This window comes from Hymenobacter sp. NBH84 (assembly GCF_014217645.1).
Taxonomy (GTDB): Bacteria; Bacteroidota; Bacteroidia; order Cytophagales; family Hymenobacteraceae; genus Hymenobacter; species Hymenobacter profundi.
In genome coordinates, this window is the sequence record NZ_CP043645.1 from 111,484 (window position 1) to 129,285 (window position 17,802).

Genomic DNA, 17,802 nt, shown 5'->3' on the forward strand with positions numbered 1-17,802 from the left:
CCCATGAAACTCCTCAAAACCAGCGTGCTGGCCTGCTCGCTGCTGGCCTTTTCGGTGAGCTGCAACGATAAAAGCTTCCTCAATGTAGACCCCACCGGGGCGCTCAGCGACGACCAGCTGAATACGGTTGGAAATATTGATAAACAAGTAATTGCGGCCTATGCGCAGTTAGGCAACGATATCTACTACGTGCCTTATACCTCCATGTGGCCCTACGGCAACGTGCGCGGCGGCGACGCCTACAAGGGCGGCGGGGGCACCGCCGACGTGGACGCGTTTCACTTCTACGAAACCTTCATTTTCAACCGCGTCGACCTGAGCAACACCGACGAGTTTTGGTACCGCATGTACCTGAGCATTTCGCGCTGCAACGACGCGCTGCGCCGCCTCAACGCCGTGGATGCCGCAACGATGCCCAACAAGGCGGTGCGCCAGGGCGAGATGCGCTTCCTGCGCGGGCACTTCTACTTCCTGCTCAAGGAGATGTTCAAGTACGTGCCTTACATCGACGAGGAATTACCGGTGGATCAATACCCCACCGTGTCGAACGTGGCCCTGAGCAACGACGCGCTGTGGAGCAAAGTGGCCGAGGACTTCCGCTTTGCGGTGGAAAACCTGCCCGCCACCCAGCCTGAAATCGGGCGGGCTACCAAGCCTGCCGCGCAGGCCTACCTGGCCAAAACGCTGTTGTACCAGGCCTATACGCAAAACGAAAGCAACGCCGTGACGGGCATCGACGCGGCCAAGCTCACGGAAGTGAATGCCCTGTGCAACGCCGTTATCAGCTCCGGCCAATACTCCCTGCATGCAGACTTTGCCACCAACTTCCTCACGGCGGGCGACAACGGGGTAGAGTCGGTGTTTGCCATTCAGTTTTCGCGCAACGACGGTACGCCCAAGGGCCGCACCGACCGCGGCAACGAGCTGAACTACCCCATGAACCCGGAGTACGGCTGCTGCTCGTTTCATCAGCCCAGCCAAAACCTGATCAACTCGTTTAAAACCGATGCCGGCGGGCTGCCCCGCTTCGCCGATTTCAACACCTCCGGCGACCTGACAACCCCGGCCGACTTCCTCAGCACGACCGTCGACCCGCGTCTCGACCACACGGTGGCCATTGTGGGGCACCCGTTCAAGTACGACCCTAACTTCGTGTTTCAGGAGTCGTGGGTGCGCGTGCCGCAGGTATACGGCTACAACCTGTCGATGAAGGAAAGCGTGCTGCCCACTGACCCCAGCTTTCAGAAGACGCCGCCCTTCATGAGCTCTTCGAAAAACTGGACGATTATCCGCTACGCCGACGTGCTGCTGTGGAAGGCCGAAGCGCTCATTGAGCTGAACCGGCCGTCGGAGGCCCTACCCCTCATCAACCAGATCCGGCAGCGGGCGCAGAACAGCACCGCGCGCCTGAAGCAAGCCAACGGCGCGGCTACCTCCAAGTACAACATTGGCCTCTACCCAACCGCCGGTTTCACGCAGGCCTACGCCCGCGAAGCCCTGCGTTTTGAGCGCCGCCTGGAGTTTGCCATGGAAGGATACCGCTTTTTCGACTTGGTGCGCTGGGGTATTGCGGCGCCCTACCTGAACACCTACTTCGCCAAGGAAAAGAACCTGCGGCAGTACCTGTCTACCGCCCGCTTCACGCCCGCCCGCGACGAATACATGCCGATTCCAATCAACCAGATCAACTTCAGCAAAGGACTATACAAGCAGAATGTAGGGTGGTAGGCGTGCTGTCACTGCCCCGCTGACTTTGGTGAATCCATAACGCAAACAGCTACGACGTACCCGTCAGCTACTTCTAAACGAATGAAAAAGAACGTTTTCTTCTGGTCCGTGGTGGTCGCGCTGGGCGGCTTACTTTTCGGATTTGATACGGCGGTGATTTCCGGGGCCGAGAAATCGGTGCAGCAGCTGTGGCAGCTCAACTCCTACCAGCACGGCCTGACCATGTCCATTGCCCTGATCGGCACCGTTATCGGGGCCATCTTTGGCAGCGTCCCATCCGATAAACTGGGGCGGCGCACCACCCTGAGCTGGATTGCGATGCTCTACCTGGTGTCGGCGGTAGGCGCGGCGCTGGCCCCCACGTGGGTGCCGTTCATGGTGTTCCGCTTCCTGGGCGGGCTCGGGGTAGGGGCTTCGTCGGTTACGGCGCCGCTGTATATTTCCGAAGTGTCGCCGCCCGCCTCACGGGGGCGCATGGTGGGCATGTTCCAGTTCAATGTGGTGTTTGGCATTCTGCTGGCCTACCTCTCCAACTACCTGCTGGCCGGGCTGGGGGGGGGGCAGGATTGGCGCTGGATGCTGGGCGTGCAGGCCGTGCCGTCGCTGGCGTTCTTCCTGCTGTTGTTCCGAATTCCCGAAAGCCCCCGCTGGCTGCTACGCCAAAACCGTACGGCCGAGGCGCGGGCCGTGTTTGAGCGCATTGACCCGGCTACGGCCGAGAACAACGTATCGACCATTTTGGTGGCCAACGCGGCCGAGGAAGGTGCCGGCGAGTCGTTGTGGGCTCCGCAGTACCGGCGGCCGGTGCTGCTGGCGGTGCTGTTCGCTATGTTCAACCAACTGGCGGGCATTAATGCCATCATCTACTATGCCCCCCGTATTTTCGAGTTGACGGGCCTGGGCCAAAGCGCGGCGCTGCTGTCGTCGGCCGGTATTGGGCTGGTGAACTTCTGTTTTACCCTGCTAGCCGTCAACATCATCGACAAATTTGGCCGGCGCAAGCTGATGCTCATCGGTTCCGTAGGGCTGATTGTGACGCTGGGCCTCGTGGCGGAAGCCTTTTACAGTCAGCGCAGTGGCCTGCTCGTGCCCCTGCTGCTATTTGGCTATATTGCCTTTTTTGCCTTCTCGCAAGGGGCCGTTATCTGGGTGTTTATTTCCGAGATTTTTCCGAGCGCCGTGCGTGCCAAGGGGCAGGCGCTGGGCAGCTCCACCCACTGGGTGCTGGCGGCCCTCATCACCTTTGCTTTTCCGGCCCTCACCGAGAAGCTGGGCGGTGGCAACACCTTCGCGTTTTTCTGCGCCATGATGGTGCTCCAGCTGCTCTACGTGTGGAAGCTGATGCCCGAAACCAAAGGTAAAACGCTGGAAGATGCCGACAAAGTGCTGGTGCTGCACTGAGCCGCCGCCGTTGCTATTGGGCGCGCTGTTTCTGACGCACAGCGTGCCCGCTAATCTACTTACTTAACCAAGACCCTTTTACGCTGCATATGCCTACCTCCGTTGTTTGTTTCGGCGAAGTACTTTGGGACATCCTGCCTACCGGCCAGCAGCCGGGCGGGGCTCCGTTTAACGTAGCCGTGCACCTGAGCCAGTTGGGCCAACCTGCTGAGCTGATCAGCCGCGTGGGCGACGATGAGCTGGGCCGGGAACTGCTGGCTTTCATCGAGTCGAAGCATTTAAGTACCACCTATGTTCAACAAGGCCATACCCACCTCACGGGGGTAGTGAAAGCCAACGTAGACGACGCCAACGAAGTGGTCTACAAGATTGTGCAGCCTGTGGCCTGGGACTATATCCAGTATGAGGCGGCACTGGCCGATACAGTAGCGGAGGCCGATATGCTGGTCTACGGCAGCCTAGTTGCTCGCCAGACCAATAGCCGCGAAACTCTCTACCGCCTACTCGAAAGCGCCCGTTTCCGGGTGTTCGACGTGAACCTGCGTCCCCCGCACTACACCAGGGAAGTAACGAAGTACCTGCTCAGCAAAGCCAACCTGGTCAAGATGAATCACCATGAGTTGACTGAAGTGATGGAGTGGTTGGGCCAGGGGCCGGTGCAGGATAGGGAAGCGGCCATGCAGTGGCTGGCCCAGCGCTACCAGTTGCAAGCGGTGTGCGTCACGTGTGGCGCCGATGGCGCCCTACTCTACACCGGCGGGCAGCTCTACCGGGCTCCCGGCCTACCCGTGCAGGTGCGCGACACCATTGGCAGTGGCGACGCCTTTTTGGCGGCCTTGCTGAAAGGCTGGCTAGCCGGCGACAAGCCGGACGCTATGCTGCGCTTTGCCTGCGCGGCGGGGGCGCTAGTGGCTACTCACCAAGGCGCCACGCCCGCCATCACCGCCGCCGACGTGGCCAAACTGCTCGCGCCGCAAACGGCGTAAGCTACTTCCTATTCCTTTCGCCCTTCGTTCGATCATGAAAAAGTTACTGGCCCTTCTTAGCGGCGCGCTCCTGACGACTACCTCCTTCGCCCAGCAAGCCGCCGTGCCGCCGGCTACCCCGCAGTATCGCCCAGCCTACCATTTCACGCCGACTGCGCACTGGATGAACGACCCCAATGGCATGGTCTATTATCAGGGCACCTACCACTTGTTCTTCCAGTACTACCCCCAGGGTATGGTCTGGGGACCTATGCACTGGGGCCACGCCACCAGCCCCGACATGGTGCGCTGGCAGGAGCAGCCCATTGCTCTCGCCCCTGATAGCCTGGGCTACATTTTCTCGGGCTCGGCTGTGGTAGATGCCGATAACACGGCCGGTTTCGGTAAGAATGCGTTGGTCGCCATCTTCACCCACCACAGCCCGGAAGAGGAGAAAAAAGGGCAGAACAAGCACCAATACCAAAGCCTGGCCTACAGCCTCGACGCGGGCAAGACGTGGACTAAATATGCCGGCAACCCCGTTCTGCCCAATCCTGGCATTGTGGACTTCCGTGACCCAAAAGTGAGCTGGAATGAGCCCGCTAAGCAGTGGGTGATGACCTTGGCGACCAAGGACCGCATCACGTTCTACTCCTCGCCTAACCTGAAAGAGTGGACCAAACTGAGCGAGTTTGGCGAGAAGCTGGGCGCCCATGGCGGCGTATGGGAGTGCCCCGATCTGTTTCCGCTTATGCTCAACGGCAAAACGTATTGGGTGCTCATCGTGAACCTAAACCCGGGTGGTCCCAACGGTGGCTCGGCCACGCAGTATTTTGTGGGCCAGTTTGATGGCAAAACCTTCACGCCCCTCAACGCCAACACCAAGTGGGCCGACTACGGCCCCGACGAGTACGCCGGCGTAACGTGGAATAACACCGGCAACCGCCGCCTGTTTCTGGGTTGGATGAGCAACTGGGAGTACGCCAACCAGGTGCCTACCTCGCCCTGGCGTAGCGCCACAACCATCCCGCGCGAGCTGGGTTTGCGCCAAGTGGGTAGTGAAATCTACCTCACCTCGCAGCCCGTCTCCGAGCTGCGCACCCTGGCCGGCAAGGCCACCACCCTACAGAATATAACGGTAAAAGCGCCCACCGACCTTACCGCCCGCCTCAACAGCACCACCGACAAGCACCGCCTGACACTCAGCACCAAGCAGTTGAATGATTTTGAGCTAGTGCTGGGCAATGTGGCCGGGGAGGAGCTGATAGTAGGGTACGATAAAGCGGCCAAACAGTATTTCATTGACCGCAGCAAGGCTGGTAAAAACAACTTCAGCCCCAAGTTTACGGGGCGTGCCACGGCCCCGCGCCTGAGCACGGCCGCCGGCACCGAGCTGACACTCTACCTCGATGCGGCCTCTGTGGAGCTGTTCGCCGACCAGGGCCTGACGGTGATGACCAGTATTTTCTTCGCTAGCAAGCCGCTGACTTCTATAAAATTGCGTTCGGCGCAGGGTAGCACGTGGCAGCAACTCAGCAACACGCCGCTGGTGGCAAAACCAGCCAGCAAGGCCCCAACCTTGGGACAGCGATGAGTCGCTCCTTTTCTTGTACAACCAAACATGTTCGAAAAGGGGCGTTATGGGACTGGGAAAGCACTGGGTAACAGCTTAGTAATTTGAGTACAAGCTCGTCTCTTGGTTTGGTGGGGTTACTCATCTAACAGAGCAGCCCCACATGCATAGGCCTATGTTAGACTGCTACGTACAGAAAATACAAACCTGTCGAAAAACACTCCGAAGCAATTCCTACTGGGGATACGCTCACAAGCCGAGGAATTTGGTGGCGTTGAAGCGCTTGACATCCTCTAAGTGGGCGTAGCACTCGATCATGGCATTGGTCTTCTGCTTGGTCTAGTTCTTAATGGCCTTGTTCGACTGCCCCGCCTCCACGGCAATGGTGACAAAGGACGCACGGAGCGAGTGGGCCGTGTACTGCCCGCCCAAGTGCTGCTGCACGAGTTTGTTGGCGCTGATGTCGGAGAGGCGAAAGGTGGAGGGTTGGGCTACTTGCTTGGGCACCCGTTTCAGGGACACGAGCAGCGGCCCCGTGTCGCGGCCGAGCACCGCGACCCAAGCCTGCATCGAGCGCACGGGGCAGTAGCGGTCGTCGGGGGCATAGAAGACAGCTTTGTCCTCCACCTCGCCGTACTGGTTGGTCTTGTTCTTGTCCAGATGGATCAGCAGCGCTTGCGGGGTGAGCTTAAGGTGTTCCACGTTCAGGGCCACCAGTTCAGAGCGGCGGAAGGCGCCGGCAAAGCCCAGCAGTAGCAGCGCCCGGTCGCGCAGTCCGGCTGGTGTGGCCAAGTCCAGCTGGTTGATGGCGCGCTTGAGTTCGTCGTCCGAAAAGGCCGGGGCTTGCCGCTAGCGCTTGCCTAGTACGCGAGTGATTTGCGGGGCTGGTCGGCTAGGTGCGTTACGTACTGGGCCACGGTGGTCACAGCGGCGGGCAGGTCCTCAAAGTCTTGATCTCAGCAGTACTGCTCGAAGGTGCGTAGGTCGGCCACGTACGCCCGGCGCGTATTGGCCGCGCCGGCTAGGCCGACGGCCACGTAGCGGGCCACCACATCGGAGACAGAAGACAAGCCTGCGGGCAACATTGCGGGGACTGGAATCAACTCACTCATGGTAAAAAAACTAGCGCGCTTGATGGTGCCTATATATAATTAGGAGTAGCCGAACGATTTTGGCTGCAAAGTACGAAAAACAATAAGGTTCGATAAGTAAGAGTTATCGAACCTTATCAATTTTGACTACTTTGCCGTTAAAATCGCTCGCCTACTCCTATTATATATAGCCACATGAAAAAGCTGCCCGCTGTGTCCGCCCCGACACCTTCGAGTCTGTCGCTCGTCGATCTCACGGAACACACGGCCAAATACGTGGCGGCCGGCTTGTCGGGGGCGCCCAATACGGCCAAGGCCTACGCCGGCGATTTGCAGCGCTTCGGGGCCTGGTGCCAGGAGCACGCGTTGGAACCGCTGCCCGCCTCGATCGATACGCTCGCTGGCTTTGTGACGCACCTCGCAGAGTCGGGTAAGAAAGTAGCGACCATCCAGCGCCACTGCGCCGCCATCAGCAAAGCCCACGCGTTACGGGGGCTGGACTCGCCCACCGATGACAAGAAGTTCAAGGTGCTGCTCGAGGGCATCGCGCGCCTGAAGGGCGTGCGGCAGAAGCAAGCGCCCGCCTTCACGCTGGCGAATTTCAAACGCACCGTGAAAAGTATCGATGCGAAGACCCTTTCTGGGCTGCGCGACCGGGTGATTCTGCTGCTGGGTTTTACCGGCGCCTTTCGCCGCTCCGAGCTGTCGGCGCTGAATATCGAGGACCTTTCCTTTTCCGAGGAAGGACTCATTGTCAACCTGGCTAAGAGCAAGACCAACCAGTTGGGGGCCGCCGAGGAAAAGGCCATCTTCTACTCGCCCGAGTTTACGCTCTGCCCCATCCGCACGCTCCAAGCGTGGCTGCAACGGCTGGGCCGCACGGAAGGGCCCGTGTTCGTCTCGTTCCGCAAAGGCGGGCGCCTGACCGAGCGGCGCCTGACGGATCATCACCTGAACTTAATTGTACAGCGCTATTTAGGGGTGAAGTTCTCGGCCCACTCGCTGCGCGCTTCCTTTGTGACGGTGGCCAAGCTAGCCGGCGCCGATGACTCGGAGGTGATGAACCAGACCAAGCACAAAACGAGCGAGATGATCCGGCGCTACACCCGCCTCGACAATGTGCGCCAGCACAATGCTGCCCAGAAGCTGGGCTTGTAACAACTACGAAGATGTACCATAGGTAAGCATAGCAAAGGCTTTGCCCCACTTTGTCCTACCTAGAGGTGACGAGCGACGGTGCGGGGAGCAGGAACCTTCAGATGGTAGGCGTGTTATTCTACTATGTCTTACTCTACCAAACGCCCGCGGGTGCGTAAACCTGCGGAATCACCCGCTCCCTCCCTGTCACCGGCCGAACACCTGGCGGCGCTACAGGCCCGCGAGGCGGGCAAGACCATCATGTACCACGTGGATGCGTGGGGGCATGTCGAAACCCGCTTTGTGCGCTCGCAGAACGTGGACGCCTGGCTAGCCAAAGGCTTTTTCGTACGCTAATCTGTCCCTAAAGTAGCATATAGCTGAAAGCTCCGTCGCAAGCGGAGCTTTTTCATTATCCACAACAAGCCAATGATAGGTGAGCAGTGCTTAAGGCCCACGTTACAGCTTGAGGACCACCCTCCTTAGAATGTAACTTTTGCGCCGCCCCACCAAAGCCTACTCCTATTAGCTGCCATTTCGTCCGTGTCACCAATCTACATAGACGTGGTAACTTGGTGGCATGTTAACGCAGTTTGCGCAGTGGTATCCCGCAGGGCGAATCCGCTATATTCAGAGCACCTTCCTCGAATTAGTCACCGACACGGAGGTACACCGCATTGACTTCCGCGGCAAACTCACCTGCCGTCTGCAGCGTGGCACCTATGGCCCCGTCTCGTTTCCCCCACAGCACCCCTTACTCGAGGCGCTCCACGTGCCGCTGACCATGCTGCTCGCCCGGGCCACTTTCCGCGACGTAGCCGACGCGCCCACGCTACGACGCGCCATCCGACACGAACTGCAGCAGCATCCCGCCAAATGGTATGACTTCTACCGCCACACCTGGACGTGGTGTGAGCAGCAGTTGGCAGATTATAATGTGCTGCCGAACCTGACGCGCACCGGCGGTATCATTCTCCAGAGTGTCCCGCTTCCGGTCGCCCAGGCCATCGCGCGTATCTGCGCTCGCTACGAGGTGGAAACGTATAGCATACCCCAGCACCCTTCTACCTCCCCCTTTCAACTGCTGCTGATTGGCCGTGACTACATTATTGCGGAGGAGTTTTTTATCAGCACACTGTGTGGCATGCCTTGGCACGCCCGCCGGTAGTATCATAACACGATCCGACGTTCAAGTAATGATACAAGCTACAAGACAGGGCAGCAGTCCGTGCGACCCAGTGCGTTACCGGAAAGGAATGTCTATCTTCTCAAACCGACTAGGCGGGATACGGATGAGGCGGCCTTTCGCACCAATGTGCTGCGCTTGCGCTGTTCCATCCAGCTGCTCGTCTCATGGAAGGCCCAGGCGTTGGCGCCGCTGGTTGGGGCAGCAGAAGCGTGAAATGAAGATTACTTCTGCGCAGGCAGCAGGACGATGTCGAAGAACTTCTGGCGTTGCGCAGCGCACTGGTCCCCACGCTTATCGAGCGGCGTGAAATGGAGCTGATACACGGCTTTTCCAATCGTCAGCATCCGCACATACTTCACCTGAACACTTCCCGTGGGATCAAACCCTCTCGTTTTGACGGTGACCAGGTCGACGCCATCCTTGCTGCTGATCTCTTGGGCTAACAACTCTCGTTGAGCGGTTAGTATCGGAATCGTGCGGGCTTTATAGTATGCCACGCGTTCCGCGTAGGTTGATGGCAACTCAGCGGGTTTGTCCAGTGGCACCTTGATGACCGTATAAAGAGCCACCTTGTCCTCCGCGACAAACCCCTGGGAGGCCTTCATTTTCGGGTCTAATTGCTGCTTGGGCTTGAGAACAGCCATGGTCTTGGGGACATCGAGCTCCCGCGGCGGGGCTGGCAGATACACGGCCAACTGCTGATCGATTGGGTATACTTGCCAGGTAGGCCGTTGACCTGGCGCCGATCCACTCAGAAAAAAGCATCCCACAAGCAAGCTGTAGCGTTTCATGGGGCCAAGGTAGGGATCACAGCTAGTTTTGTTCTCATTCGCTCCACTGACTACGTATCGCACGATGCGAAGAAGTTACCAAGCATGTCTTACTGCGGCCAGTCTGCTGGTCAGCGCTTGTGCCGTGCACCCGCCGCCTCGCCACCCTGGCTACTCCATTACCATCAAGGCGGCTTCTAACTATTATGCCGACTACTTGCTCCACGTGACCCGTGAGGCAGATCGTATCCAGCTACGCTTTGGCCAATTCGATAGCCTGCGCACGACTATCCTAGCGGCTGATCCCGCGATTCAGGCGTTGCAAGCCGTTATCAAAGCCGGGAACCTACACACGCTGCCGGCGGCGGAAAGAGACACTTTGCATCGCCGGGCGATGGCTGCCGAGGAGTGCAATACCGTGTACACGTGGGATCGTCTGCCCGTCACCATCCCCCCTACTCATCGCTTTGCCCAGTTGCTCGACTCCGTGTATGCCAGCAGTGTGGAGCAGCTGGAACGCCACGCAGAAAACCGCAAAGGGATCATTTTGGACGGCATCCATTTTTCCATCGTCTTGCAGGGCACGGATAGGCGGGTGAAGAAGGTGCAGGTGCACTCCCCTCGGCCTGATTCGCATCCGCTGGTCTATCGCCTGATCCACGAGTCCCTGCAGCTCTATAGAGAGCAGCGCCCGGATGACATCCGCCTGGATGTACGCCATACGTGGGGGTATTGAGAGAACAAGCCGCGCGGGCCGGACGCCGTTGTAGGGCCGTTCAGGTACGCGAAGCGGCCACAAGACAGCCGTAGCGGTTGCCGAACGCGTACGCGTACGCACAACGGGACCTGTCTCTCGCCAAGAGAAGCGGAAAACAATGGTACCGCTGTTTCACTCACCGGAGGCACTCAGCCGTACGCTCCTACCACCACATCCGAAGCGGCGCTCCGCAACCGCCCTGGACGTTTGCAGAATGCCACTACCCCGGCTGCTGGCTCTTGCCAACAAATCCTTCGGCGGAAAGCGCACCCTACTGCTTGAAGTCGACGAAATAGGCTGCTGCGAACTGGAAGGCATGGCTTCGATAGGTGGGCGGGGCTTGACTCGTGAGACCAGGGGCGTACTTGGCACCGAGGTTGCGCAGGCCCTGGCTGTAGCCCGCCTGCACTTGCAGCCCGCCGGCAAAGCCGTAGCCCAGTCCCACTTGCAGGCCGGCGTCCAGCCCCCGGGAGACGTAGGGGCCATCGGGGCGGTTGTCGTAGGTATCGCCCGCCTTCACCGCCCCCGCATGGGACTGCGCGCGCGCGGGGCCGCTCCCCCCGTACCGGCCGCTTTGCGAAGACGTGTACCGGCCGCCCAATAGCCAGCCCACGTATGGGCCGGCGAACACCTGCAGGCCCTGACCACCGGGCTGTTGGCCGTACACCACGTTAAGGGGTACGGTCAGGTAGTTAAAGCGAAAACGGTATTTTCCTTGATAGGAATAGTTGTAGGGCGCGTCGTAGGCCTTTTCAACGAAGGCAAAGCCCTTTTGGGCGTAGAGCACCGCAGGTTGCACGGTCCAGTGGGTAGTCAAGCCGACCTGGGCAACAACGCCTCCCTCCCCGCCGCTACGAGCGGAGTTAATGACGGTCTTGTAGTCGGAGTGGGGGTAGTCGAAGCGGCCGAAAGACCAGTTGTAGCCCACATGGGGACCGATGCGGAAGCTGGCCTGGGCATGCGCGGTGGCAGCGGCGAACACCAGGCTGCCGGCGAGCAGTAAAGAGGTAACGGTTTTTTTCATCGCAGAGGAGTGGGGGCAACGCCTGCGGTTGGCGAAGGCAGGGAGTGTCCGGTGCAGTAGCACGTACATGGAAAAAACGTGCCGATGATGATCCGGCTCTCACCATGCCGGCGCCGCGGTGGTGGTTACGGAAAATGTTCCAGCCCTCTCCTGACCGAAAGAGTCCGGATGCAACCGATGGCCAGACAACCGATTACGAAACCGATTATTCTAGTAGCTGAGATGCTGGCTACATGGCCTTCTGTTGGTCACGGATGAAAGAAGTGTATGCAACCGCCCACAGACTGGCCAAGAAACATCCGATAGGCCTATAGGACGCTAGTTTTGAGGGGCCTATCTGCTACCCAAGCAACCCCTGGTGGAAGTTGAGCAAAAGCCTCTAAGCCGACAGAAACTTCGTGGAAATTGTGGTAAAGAATAGTCGTACACTATTATTATACAAGCTATAACCCACAAATCATAACACATAAATTTCTCATTTACAGACTTGTACTATATCTTAAATCTGCGTTTAAGTAATGATACAAGATGACAAAAGGAGATTATTGACTGACCACCTATGTGACGTTCATTGCGCGTCTCTTATGAGAGAATTACAAGAATTGTCAAGTATTGTAGCTCTACTTCAATGGCTTCATTGGTACACTGCCAAAAACTAGGTTCAGTTCCTGGCGCGACCACTAAAAAGGCCCTCAGCTTCTTGCAAAGGGCCTTTTTTATTTTTTAGTGGCAGTTTCAGTGGCGGTTTTATCTATTATAGCATGGAATTATTGAGCCCAGAACGAATCGTATTAACTAATCGCTTTATTAAAGCAACATCAGAATATAGCTATACTTATCAAGACTCAGTACATGGCATAGCTAAATATGGCACTATCCCAACTATATTCTTCAATACTGAGGAATGGAAGCCAGGTACAGAAGGAACAGTGCAGGTTGCTCACTTCGCTCCATCACCTGAAAAAATAGAGAAATATGTTCTTTTTCAAGAATTAATCAATACATGCATTAACAACGCTGAAGACATTAAGAATAAGCTTCACACTGCTGTTGGGTATATATTACATAAATCATCAGGTTCTAACAAGTTAGTAGGATCTTATGATTTTATGAAACTTAAAGACATATTTGTTGAGCACCTAAAAAAAGACAATGCTACTAGACATTTAGCTAATAAAACGCTTAGGAGAAATTTCAACCAGTTTATTTTAGATCGAAATATTTATACACATGGTAAGTTAAATATTCGATATAATGACAAGCAATTTGTCATAACTTATTTAGATAATCATACTAAAATTGAATCCTTAGCTGTAGTCACAAAGGAAATAATACAATCATATTATCGTTTTTATACTGTTTTAAGAAAACTCATTGCTGATTTTCACAACATCAAAAATAAGAAGATTTAACACCCAATGGTTTTATCTTTTAACGCTTATCCGTTTATATAGCAAAACATATAAATGGATAGTTAGCTTGCCACAGAGCTATTCAACCAATTTCTTTAAGTACTTGTGTACACAGGCAAGACTAACTCCTTACTAATCTTCCGAACGCTCAATCCCTGCGCCTGCAACTCCTGGATCCGAGTGACAAGTGCCGGCGCCACTGCCCGGCGGCCGTGGGTGTACTCCTCCCCTTTCTCCTCGGCCTTGAGCCGCTTCCTGGCCAAGCCCGCCCGCACGTTTTCGCTCAGGCGCTGCGAGTAGTAACCAGCAGCCCAGGCCACCATGGCTTTCATCAGCTCACGCATCGGCCCAACGGTATTGAGCAGAGGCTCCGAGTAGCTTCAGAAGGCCACGCCACACTGCTCCAAAAAAGACGTGTGCTCGAACACCTTCTCGATGCCCTCGCGGCTGAAGCGGCTCAAATCCCAAACGCGCACCAACTCGAAGTGCCGCTTCTGGGCATCACGCATCATTTCTTGAAAAGCCTTCCGGCTGCTCTTGCGCCCGGACTCCTGATCGATGTACTCTTTATAGATCACGTCGCCAGCGCGCTGGGCCTCGCGCCGCAGTACGATCAGTTGGTTCTCCGGATCCTGATCTTTATCGCCAGTGGACACGCGTGCATATAGGGCTACCCTCATTCTTCCTATATGAAGCGAATAAAACCCGTACCGAATTGGGTTAGCAACACAGAAGGCAGACCAGACTCACCACTGTCTTCGGTAAGTAGAATAGAAGGTACTTGCACCTGATCTATTGGCAACAAATACCCATCGCTTGGGATAACTAGCCCAGTCTGTTCTAACGCTTGGAGCAACGCTCTGAATGTTGACAGCTCTATTTCTTTAAAGAAACTGCTCGTGTTTAAAAGCTCTTTGATAATACTGTATATATCATCAACCGACTCTGTTGCTCCTACTAATGCTTGATTTCCGCTGATGAATTTTAGCAGTGCGATATGAGTAGGAGTTAGCCGATCTATGAGATCAATGTATGTAGCTGCTATATCATAGTTTACTTCATGCAGGAAGGAATTCAATAAAGCATTCTTTAGCATTTTTCTTTTTTCCTTCTGATGCGTTTTCAAAGCAACAGATGACGTGCTGATCAAAAGAGAAATAAACTCTTCATTTGCTCCTAAGCTATCCAAATCGATTCCACGACGTTCCACCAGCATGCGTAGAGTATCTGTTACAGCATCTTGCCAATCCGCTATTCTTCTCTCCAATGGTGAAGGGACTAACCATTTGTATACCTCTCCTATAGTAGATCCGACGATAGGAATACTCCCTGCTGCAACAACTACAACAGCGTGAGCTTTGTCTAATGCACTTGAGCTAGGTGTATCTAATCCATCGTCGTTCATAATAGAATGCACAGTCTGGGTTGAGTTTCTTTTCTCTAAGATAGGTGTTCAGACTACCTATGTAAAAACGCCCCCGAAAAACCGCGTTTTCGGGGGCGCTAAGGCAGTCACTAAAACCGTTTAGAAAAGAACACTTATGCTAATGGTTTTTCACCATTTATAAGGCCAAAACGGCCTGTTCCGAAGTGTGCCTTATACTCTAAAGGTCTAATAACAGCAAGCACATCATCATTAGAAATACTGTTTAAGTCCATCAAATCAAAAGCCCCTTTACCACGAACAGTTAATCCAATATTACTAGGTGTAATAGAGGTGCTTTCCATAAAGCCACTCTGGCTAGATAAAATACCTCTATTGTATAACTCTAGTATGTCATGCGCAACAACCCATGTGTCGATGCCAAAGGCATCTGGGTACATACTAAAAGGCTCTTTGAGTATTTGAAATTCTAGAAAGTCTTGCCTTCTACCAAAATAAGATAGTAAGCAAAGGTTCTGGTAAGTGAGTCCATCAGCCATACTCAGAACTTGATATGCCATCTGTGCTGAAATAGTAGCATCAAAAGCAACATTCTTAAATATGTTAGCAATAAGCTGCACTTTTTTTTCTTGGTATTGAGCTCTACATTTTAACAAGACCCCCTCTAAAAGCTCTGCACCTTCACTTGTAAAGTTGTTTTCTCCTTGAAAGAAGTCGTCTTGCCTAACGATTTTGCCAGCTTGTATATTCTTTATAATACTATCTGCCACATAAACCGTCGCACTATCAAGGCGCTGTTGCTCTCGGTTAGAGGATACACGCATTCTCAAATCCTTCAATGCAGCTGAGAAAATAGGGCTGAGTGCTGCGCCCATCAGTGCAGTGTTGTGTCCTGGAATTAATCCGATAGCAGCTCCAAGTACTCCACCTGCCACGTCTATCGCCGTGTCACTGACATCTAACTTTTTCTTACCCATGAGTATGCATGTATTGACTAGTGTGTTCAAATTAGAAATCTATTCTGAACACTTTTAGTACCCACGCAAACAGCCCCAAAAACGCAGGTTTTTGGGGCTGTTTTCTACTAGGTAATCTGAACACGTCTTACTCGTTCAGAAAAGAACTCTTTTCTGAACGAGTAAGACGTGTGTGCACAATGACAATGGGCAACTATTTCAGTACATGATAAGCAGCCCAGCAGATAAGCTGCGCAAACTCTGCTACACTGGTTTACTTCCAGTCCGGCAAAAAGGCGTTAGCAAATAGGCGCACGCGATTCTGGCGTGACAGATCTATAGTCCATATTTCGGGCGGACTCAGGTTGTCATTGACCCTATTCACGAAGATGACTTTGCTACCATCGGGCGAGAAGCGTGGGGCTACATCATTCGTGCCCGCTGGCTTGCCCACGAGTGTACTAGTCGTTGCACCAGAAAGGTCCACTATGCCCGTACCATCCAGATTTTGCAGGAAGAGGTGCGCATCTAGCTGCCGGCCGTTTACGTCATTTAGGCCAGCTACATCATGCGAATACAGCAGTTGCCGGCCGTCCAGGCTGAAGGAAGGAGAATCGACGCGGCCTGGCAGATTGCTGACCAGCAACGTGGGATTCGAACCATCGGCGTTCAGTAGATAGATTTCAGAATCAAAAACGTTGGAACCAATCGTTTGTACCAGTAGCCGATTGCCTTGGGCGGTCCAGTCGCACTCGCGGAAGTGGCGGCCGGCGGGCGCCGTGGCCAGCAATGTCAGGCCGGTTCCATCGCGGTTGATACGGTAGAGCTGATCGTAATGGGCGTACACAAGTTGCGCACCATCAGGCGACCAGCGGTAGCCGATGCCAGGATTGGAGTAGCCCTCCACCGCGAGGGTTGTGATGCGCCGCGCATTGGTGCCATCCCGATCCATCGTGTACAGCTGAAACTGCCCAGTCGCATTCGACGTGTAGGCAATCCGGTCGCGGTTAGGACTCAGTTGGGGCGCCGTTTCGATAAATGGTGAGGTCGTCAGGCGGTAGCCAGCACCGGCCACATCTGCCGCGTAAATATCCGTATTGCCGTTCTCCTCTCGTACGTATAAGTAGCGGTGTTCGGGTAGAGTAGCGGTCTGAAAACTCCACACTGGGCCGCGTACGGTTGCGCCGGCTTGGTCGCGCACAGTCACTTGCCAGAAGTAAATGGTATTGAATTTCAGGTTGGAGACCGTTACGCTCGTATCGCGGGAGTTACTCAGCAGCTGCCGCCGAGTGGTGGAAGTGCTTTCGTAGAGTATCACGTCGCTACGCAGCGAATCGCTCTGACCATCGGGGTCGGTTACCCGCCAACGCAATGCCAGTGTTATAGGGGCTACGTTGGTCACCTCATCGGCCGGACTAGGAAGCGTAGGCGCATTGGGCGGACGATTAGCGCTGTTGGCGCGTTCCAGCACCACTGTGACAGCCGTTGGCGCCGCCTCGCTGATGGTTACGGCTATGTCCTGCGGGCTGTACTCGGCTTTGCGAATCGAGAGCGTATACTTTCCCGTGGTCAGAGCAGGCAGTGTAAACTTGCCTTGCGCGTCGGTGAGGAAGGAAGAGGTAGCCGGATTCGTAGTCACCACCGCATTGACCACTGGCGTGTTGTTCCGACTTTCCAGGACTACTCCTTCTAAGGAGCCATAGCGCGCTGGCTCCACCGTGGTCGACTCACAGGCTATTAGCAGCTGACTAATGAAACCTATTACTAGCCATACGCCTACGGCCCGAAAGAAGCTAAACATAGAAAAGGTAAATCTGGGCAGAGACTACTCCACCGTACGAGGCGCACGGCCACAAAAAGTTAGCAGGAGTAGTGTAAACCTGCTCATCAGGGACGATACGCAGCCTGGCCTTGCTGAATACTGATCTTCATTCCATTGCCCACCATCTGCACCTGATAGCCGGGCGGCGCCTGAGCCCCGCTTTCTACCTGCTTCAGTTGGTTGTCCAACCCCTGCTGTAGCACTGCATACCGACGCCCATCAACCGTAAGTTGTTGGTCTACCACGTTGCGCGCCCCCTGCTGTACGATTTCGGAACGCGTGTGCTGACCGGAGATGGTACTGTTCACCACGTTGTCAACTCCGACCTGGGAGACCAGGGTTACGTTGCTGCTTCCTACCTGCACAATGTGCGCCGCATTGCCGGCACCTTGTTGCGTGAGTTGGGTCACGTTGAGCAAGCTGGTGGGTGCGGCGGCTCTTTGGAGCACGCTTCGCTCAGTAATCAGTTGCTCCAAAAGCTGCTGCTCGGCATTTAAGGACGTATTACGCACTTCCTGCGCCCAGCCTTGCTGCACGGTTGCTACCAAACCTAGTATCGTCAGTAAACCTACTGCACTTATTTTCATAGTCTT

At 55.2% G+C, this 17,802-nt stretch carries 18 protein-coding genes; 9 read left to right on the forward strand and 9 right to left on the reverse strand.

The genetic code is table 11. From position 1 onward, the window contains the following. The first annotated feature begins 3 nt into the window (after positions 1-3). The 4 genes from F1C16_RS20445 to F1C16_RS20460 all read left to right on the forward strand — a co-directional run bounded on the left by F1C16_RS20445 (position 4) and on the right by F1C16_RS20460 (position 5,688). Positions 4-1,728, forward strand: a complete 1,725-nt coding sequence (locus tag F1C16_RS20445; protein ID WP_185284438.1) for a RagB/SusD family nutrient uptake outer membrane protein — start codon at positions 4-6, stop codon at positions 1,726-1,728. 81 nt (positions 1,729-1,809) lie between these two features. Next, positions 1,810-3,129, forward strand: a complete 1,320-nt coding sequence (locus F1C16_RS20450; RefSeq protein ID WP_185284439.1) for a sugar porter family MFS transporter — start codon at positions 1,810-1,812, stop codon at positions 3,127-3,129. Positions 3,130-3,218: 89 nt separating this feature from the next. Then, complete coding sequence (locus F1C16_RS20455; protein WP_185284440.1) at positions 3,219-4,115, forward strand: carbohydrate kinase; 897 nt, start codon at positions 3,219-3,221, stop codon at positions 4,113-4,115. A gap of 34 nt (positions 4,116-4,149) precedes the next feature. Next, positions 4,150-5,688, forward strand: coding sequence for a glycoside hydrolase family 32 protein (locus tag F1C16_RS20460; RefSeq protein ID WP_185284441.1), 1,539 nt, complete (start codon positions 4,150-4,152; stop codon positions 5,686-5,688). Between the two features lie 318 nt (positions 5,689-6,006). Here the strand turns inward: F1C16_RS20460 and F1C16_RS23155 are convergent, their stop codons facing one another. After that, positions 6,007-6,459, reverse strand: a complete 453-nt coding sequence (locus F1C16_RS23155; RefSeq protein ID WP_246455540.1) for a tyrosine-type recombinase/integrase — start codon at positions 6,457-6,459, stop codon at positions 6,007-6,009. A 494-nt stretch (positions 6,460-6,953) separates the two neighbouring features. Between F1C16_RS23155 and F1C16_RS20470 the strand changes: the two genes are divergently transcribed. From F1C16_RS20470 to F1C16_RS20480, 3 genes are all read left to right on the forward strand, one after another. Further along, positions 6,954-7,916: a site-specific integrase gene (locus tag F1C16_RS20470; protein ID WP_185284442.1), complete on the forward strand. Its 963-nt coding sequence runs from the start codon at positions 6,954-6,956 to the stop codon at positions 7,914-7,916. 123 nt (positions 7,917-8,039) lie between these two features. Then, entirely contained in the window at positions 8,040-8,252 is a 213-nt protein-coding gene (locus tag F1C16_RS20475; protein WP_185284443.1) for a hypothetical protein, read from the forward strand. Between the two features lie 223 nt (positions 8,253-8,475). Continuing rightward, entirely contained in the window at positions 8,476-9,063 is a 588-nt protein-coding gene (locus F1C16_RS20480; protein ID WP_185284444.1) for a hypothetical protein, read from the forward strand. Between the two features lie 242 nt (positions 9,064-9,305). On the opposite strand, the gene F1C16_RS20485 is transcribed toward F1C16_RS20480, so the two are convergent. Beyond that, complete coding sequence (locus F1C16_RS20485) at positions 9,306-9,875, reverse strand: hypothetical protein (protein ID WP_185284445.1); 570 nt, start codon at positions 9,873-9,875, stop codon at positions 9,306-9,308. A gap of 64 nt (positions 9,876-9,939) precedes the next feature. Here F1C16_RS20485 and F1C16_RS20490 point away from each other — a divergent pair, with 64 nt between their 5' ends. Beyond that, complete coding sequence (locus tag F1C16_RS20490) at positions 9,940-10,590, forward strand: hypothetical protein (RefSeq protein ID WP_185284446.1); 651 nt, start codon at positions 9,940-9,942, stop codon at positions 10,588-10,590. 292 nt (positions 10,591-10,882) lie between these two features. On the opposite strand, the gene F1C16_RS20495 is transcribed toward F1C16_RS20490, so the two are convergent. Continuing rightward, positions 10,883-11,704, reverse strand: a complete 822-nt coding sequence (locus tag F1C16_RS20495; protein WP_308461662.1) for a porin family protein — start codon at positions 11,702-11,704, stop codon at positions 10,883-10,885. 692 nt (positions 11,705-12,396) lie between these two features. Here F1C16_RS20495 and F1C16_RS20500 point away from each other — a divergent pair. Continuing rightward, positions 12,397-13,047: a hypothetical protein gene (locus F1C16_RS20500; protein WP_185284448.1), complete on the forward strand. Its 651-nt coding sequence runs from the start codon at positions 12,397-12,399 to the stop codon at positions 13,045-13,047. 95 nt (positions 13,048-13,142) lie between these two features. On the opposite strand, the gene F1C16_RS20505 is transcribed toward F1C16_RS20500, so the two are convergent. The 6 genes from F1C16_RS20505 to F1C16_RS20530 all read right to left on the reverse strand — a co-directional run bounded on the left by F1C16_RS20505 (position 13,143) and on the right by F1C16_RS20530 (position 17,796). Then, positions 13,143-13,391 (reverse strand): hypothetical protein, encoded by a 249-nt coding sequence (locus F1C16_RS20505; RefSeq protein WP_185284449.1) that lies wholly within the window; start codon positions 13,389-13,391, stop codon positions 13,143-13,145. Positions 13,392-13,427: 36 nt separating this feature from the next. Next, entirely contained in the window at positions 13,428-13,727 is a 300-nt protein-coding gene (locus tag F1C16_RS20510; protein WP_258049152.1) for a recombinase family protein, read from the reverse strand. A gap of 5 nt (positions 13,728-13,732) precedes the next feature. After that, on the reverse strand, positions 13,733-14,452 hold the full coding sequence (locus F1C16_RS20515) for a hypothetical protein (RefSeq protein WP_185284451.1): 720 nt from the start codon (positions 14,450-14,452) through the stop codon (positions 13,733-13,735). A gap of 134 nt (positions 14,453-14,586) precedes the next feature. Next, positions 14,587-15,408, reverse strand: coding sequence for a hypothetical protein (locus tag F1C16_RS20520; protein WP_185284452.1), 822 nt, complete (start codon positions 15,406-15,408; stop codon positions 14,587-14,589). Positions 15,409-15,661: 253 nt separating this feature from the next. Then, positions 15,662-17,188 carry a carboxypeptidase regulatory-like domain-containing protein gene (locus F1C16_RS20525; RefSeq protein ID WP_185284453.1) on the reverse strand — a complete coding sequence of 509 codons (1,527 nt, stop codon included), beginning with the start codon at positions 17,186-17,188 and terminating at the stop codon, positions 15,662-15,664. A gap of 86 nt (positions 17,189-17,274) precedes the next feature. Continuing rightward, on the reverse strand, positions 17,275-17,796 hold the full coding sequence (locus tag F1C16_RS20530) for a hypothetical protein (RefSeq protein WP_185284454.1): 522 nt from the start codon (positions 17,794-17,796) through the stop codon (positions 17,275-17,277). Positions 17,797-17,802: the final 6 nt, after the last annotated feature.

What these genes read in the sequence shown, in the direction of transcription:
- F1C16_RS20445 (WP_185284438.1), top strand. Translation starts at nt 4, where the DNA reads ATGAAACTCCTCAAAACCAGCGTGCTGGCCTGCTCGCTGCTGGCCTTT.
- F1C16_RS20450 (WP_185284439.1), top strand. Translation starts at nt 1,810, where the DNA reads ATGAAAAAGAACGTTTTCTTCTGGTCCGTGGTGGTCGCGCTGGGCGGC.
- F1C16_RS20455 (WP_185284440.1), top strand. Translation starts at nt 3,219, where the DNA reads ATGCCTACCTCCGTTGTTTGTTTCGGCGAAGTACTTTGGGACATCCTG.
- F1C16_RS20460 (WP_185284441.1), top strand. Translation starts at nt 4,150, where the DNA reads ATGAAAAAGTTACTGGCCCTTCTTAGCGGCGCGCTCCTGACGACTACC.
- F1C16_RS20470 (WP_185284442.1), top strand. Translation starts at nt 6,954, where the DNA reads ATGAAAAAGCTGCCCGCTGTGTCCGCCCCGACACCTTCGAGTCTGTCG.
- F1C16_RS20475 (WP_185284443.1), top strand. Translation starts at nt 8,040, where the DNA reads ATGTCTTACTCTACCAAACGCCCGCGGGTGCGTAAACCTGCGGAATCA.
- F1C16_RS20480 (WP_185284444.1), top strand. Translation starts at nt 8,476, where the DNA reads ATGTTAACGCAGTTTGCGCAGTGGTATCCCGCAGGGCGAATCCGCTAT.
- F1C16_RS20485 (WP_185284445.1), bottom strand. Translation starts at nt 9,875, where the DNA reads ATGAAACGCTACAGCTTGCTTGTGGGATGCTTTTTTCTGAGTGGATCG.
- F1C16_RS20490 (WP_185284446.1), top strand. Translation starts at nt 9,940, where the DNA reads ATGCGAAGAAGTTACCAAGCATGTCTTACTGCGGCCAGTCTGCTGGTC.
- F1C16_RS20495 (WP_308461662.1), bottom strand. Translation starts at nt 11,704, where the DNA reads ATGTACGTGCTACTGCACCGGACACTCCCTGCCTTCGCCAACCGCAGG.
- F1C16_RS20500 (WP_185284448.1), top strand. Translation starts at nt 12,397, where the DNA reads ATGGAATTATTGAGCCCAGAACGAATCGTATTAACTAATCGCTTTATT.
- F1C16_RS20505 (WP_185284449.1), bottom strand. Translation starts at nt 13,391, where the DNA reads ATGCGTGAGCTGATGAAAGCCATGGTGGCCTGGGCTGCTGGTTACTAC.
- F1C16_RS20510 (WP_258049152.1), bottom strand. Translation starts at nt 13,727, where the DNA reads ATGAGGGTAGCCCTATATGCACGCGTGTCCACTGGCGATAAAGATCAG.
- F1C16_RS20515 (WP_185284451.1), bottom strand. Translation starts at nt 14,452, where the DNA reads ATGAACGACGATGGATTAGATACACCTAGCTCAAGTGCATTAGACAAA.
- F1C16_RS20520 (WP_185284452.1), bottom strand. Translation starts at nt 15,408, where the DNA reads ATGGGTAAGAAAAAGTTAGATGTCAGTGACACGGCGATAGACGTGGCA.
- F1C16_RS20525 (WP_185284453.1), bottom strand. Translation starts at nt 17,188, where the DNA reads ATGTTTAGCTTCTTTCGGGCCGTAGGCGTATGGCTAGTAATAGGTTTC.
- F1C16_RS20530 (WP_185284454.1), bottom strand. Translation starts at nt 17,796, where the DNA reads ATGAAAATAAGTGCAGTAGGTTTACTGACGATACTAGGTTTGGTAGCA.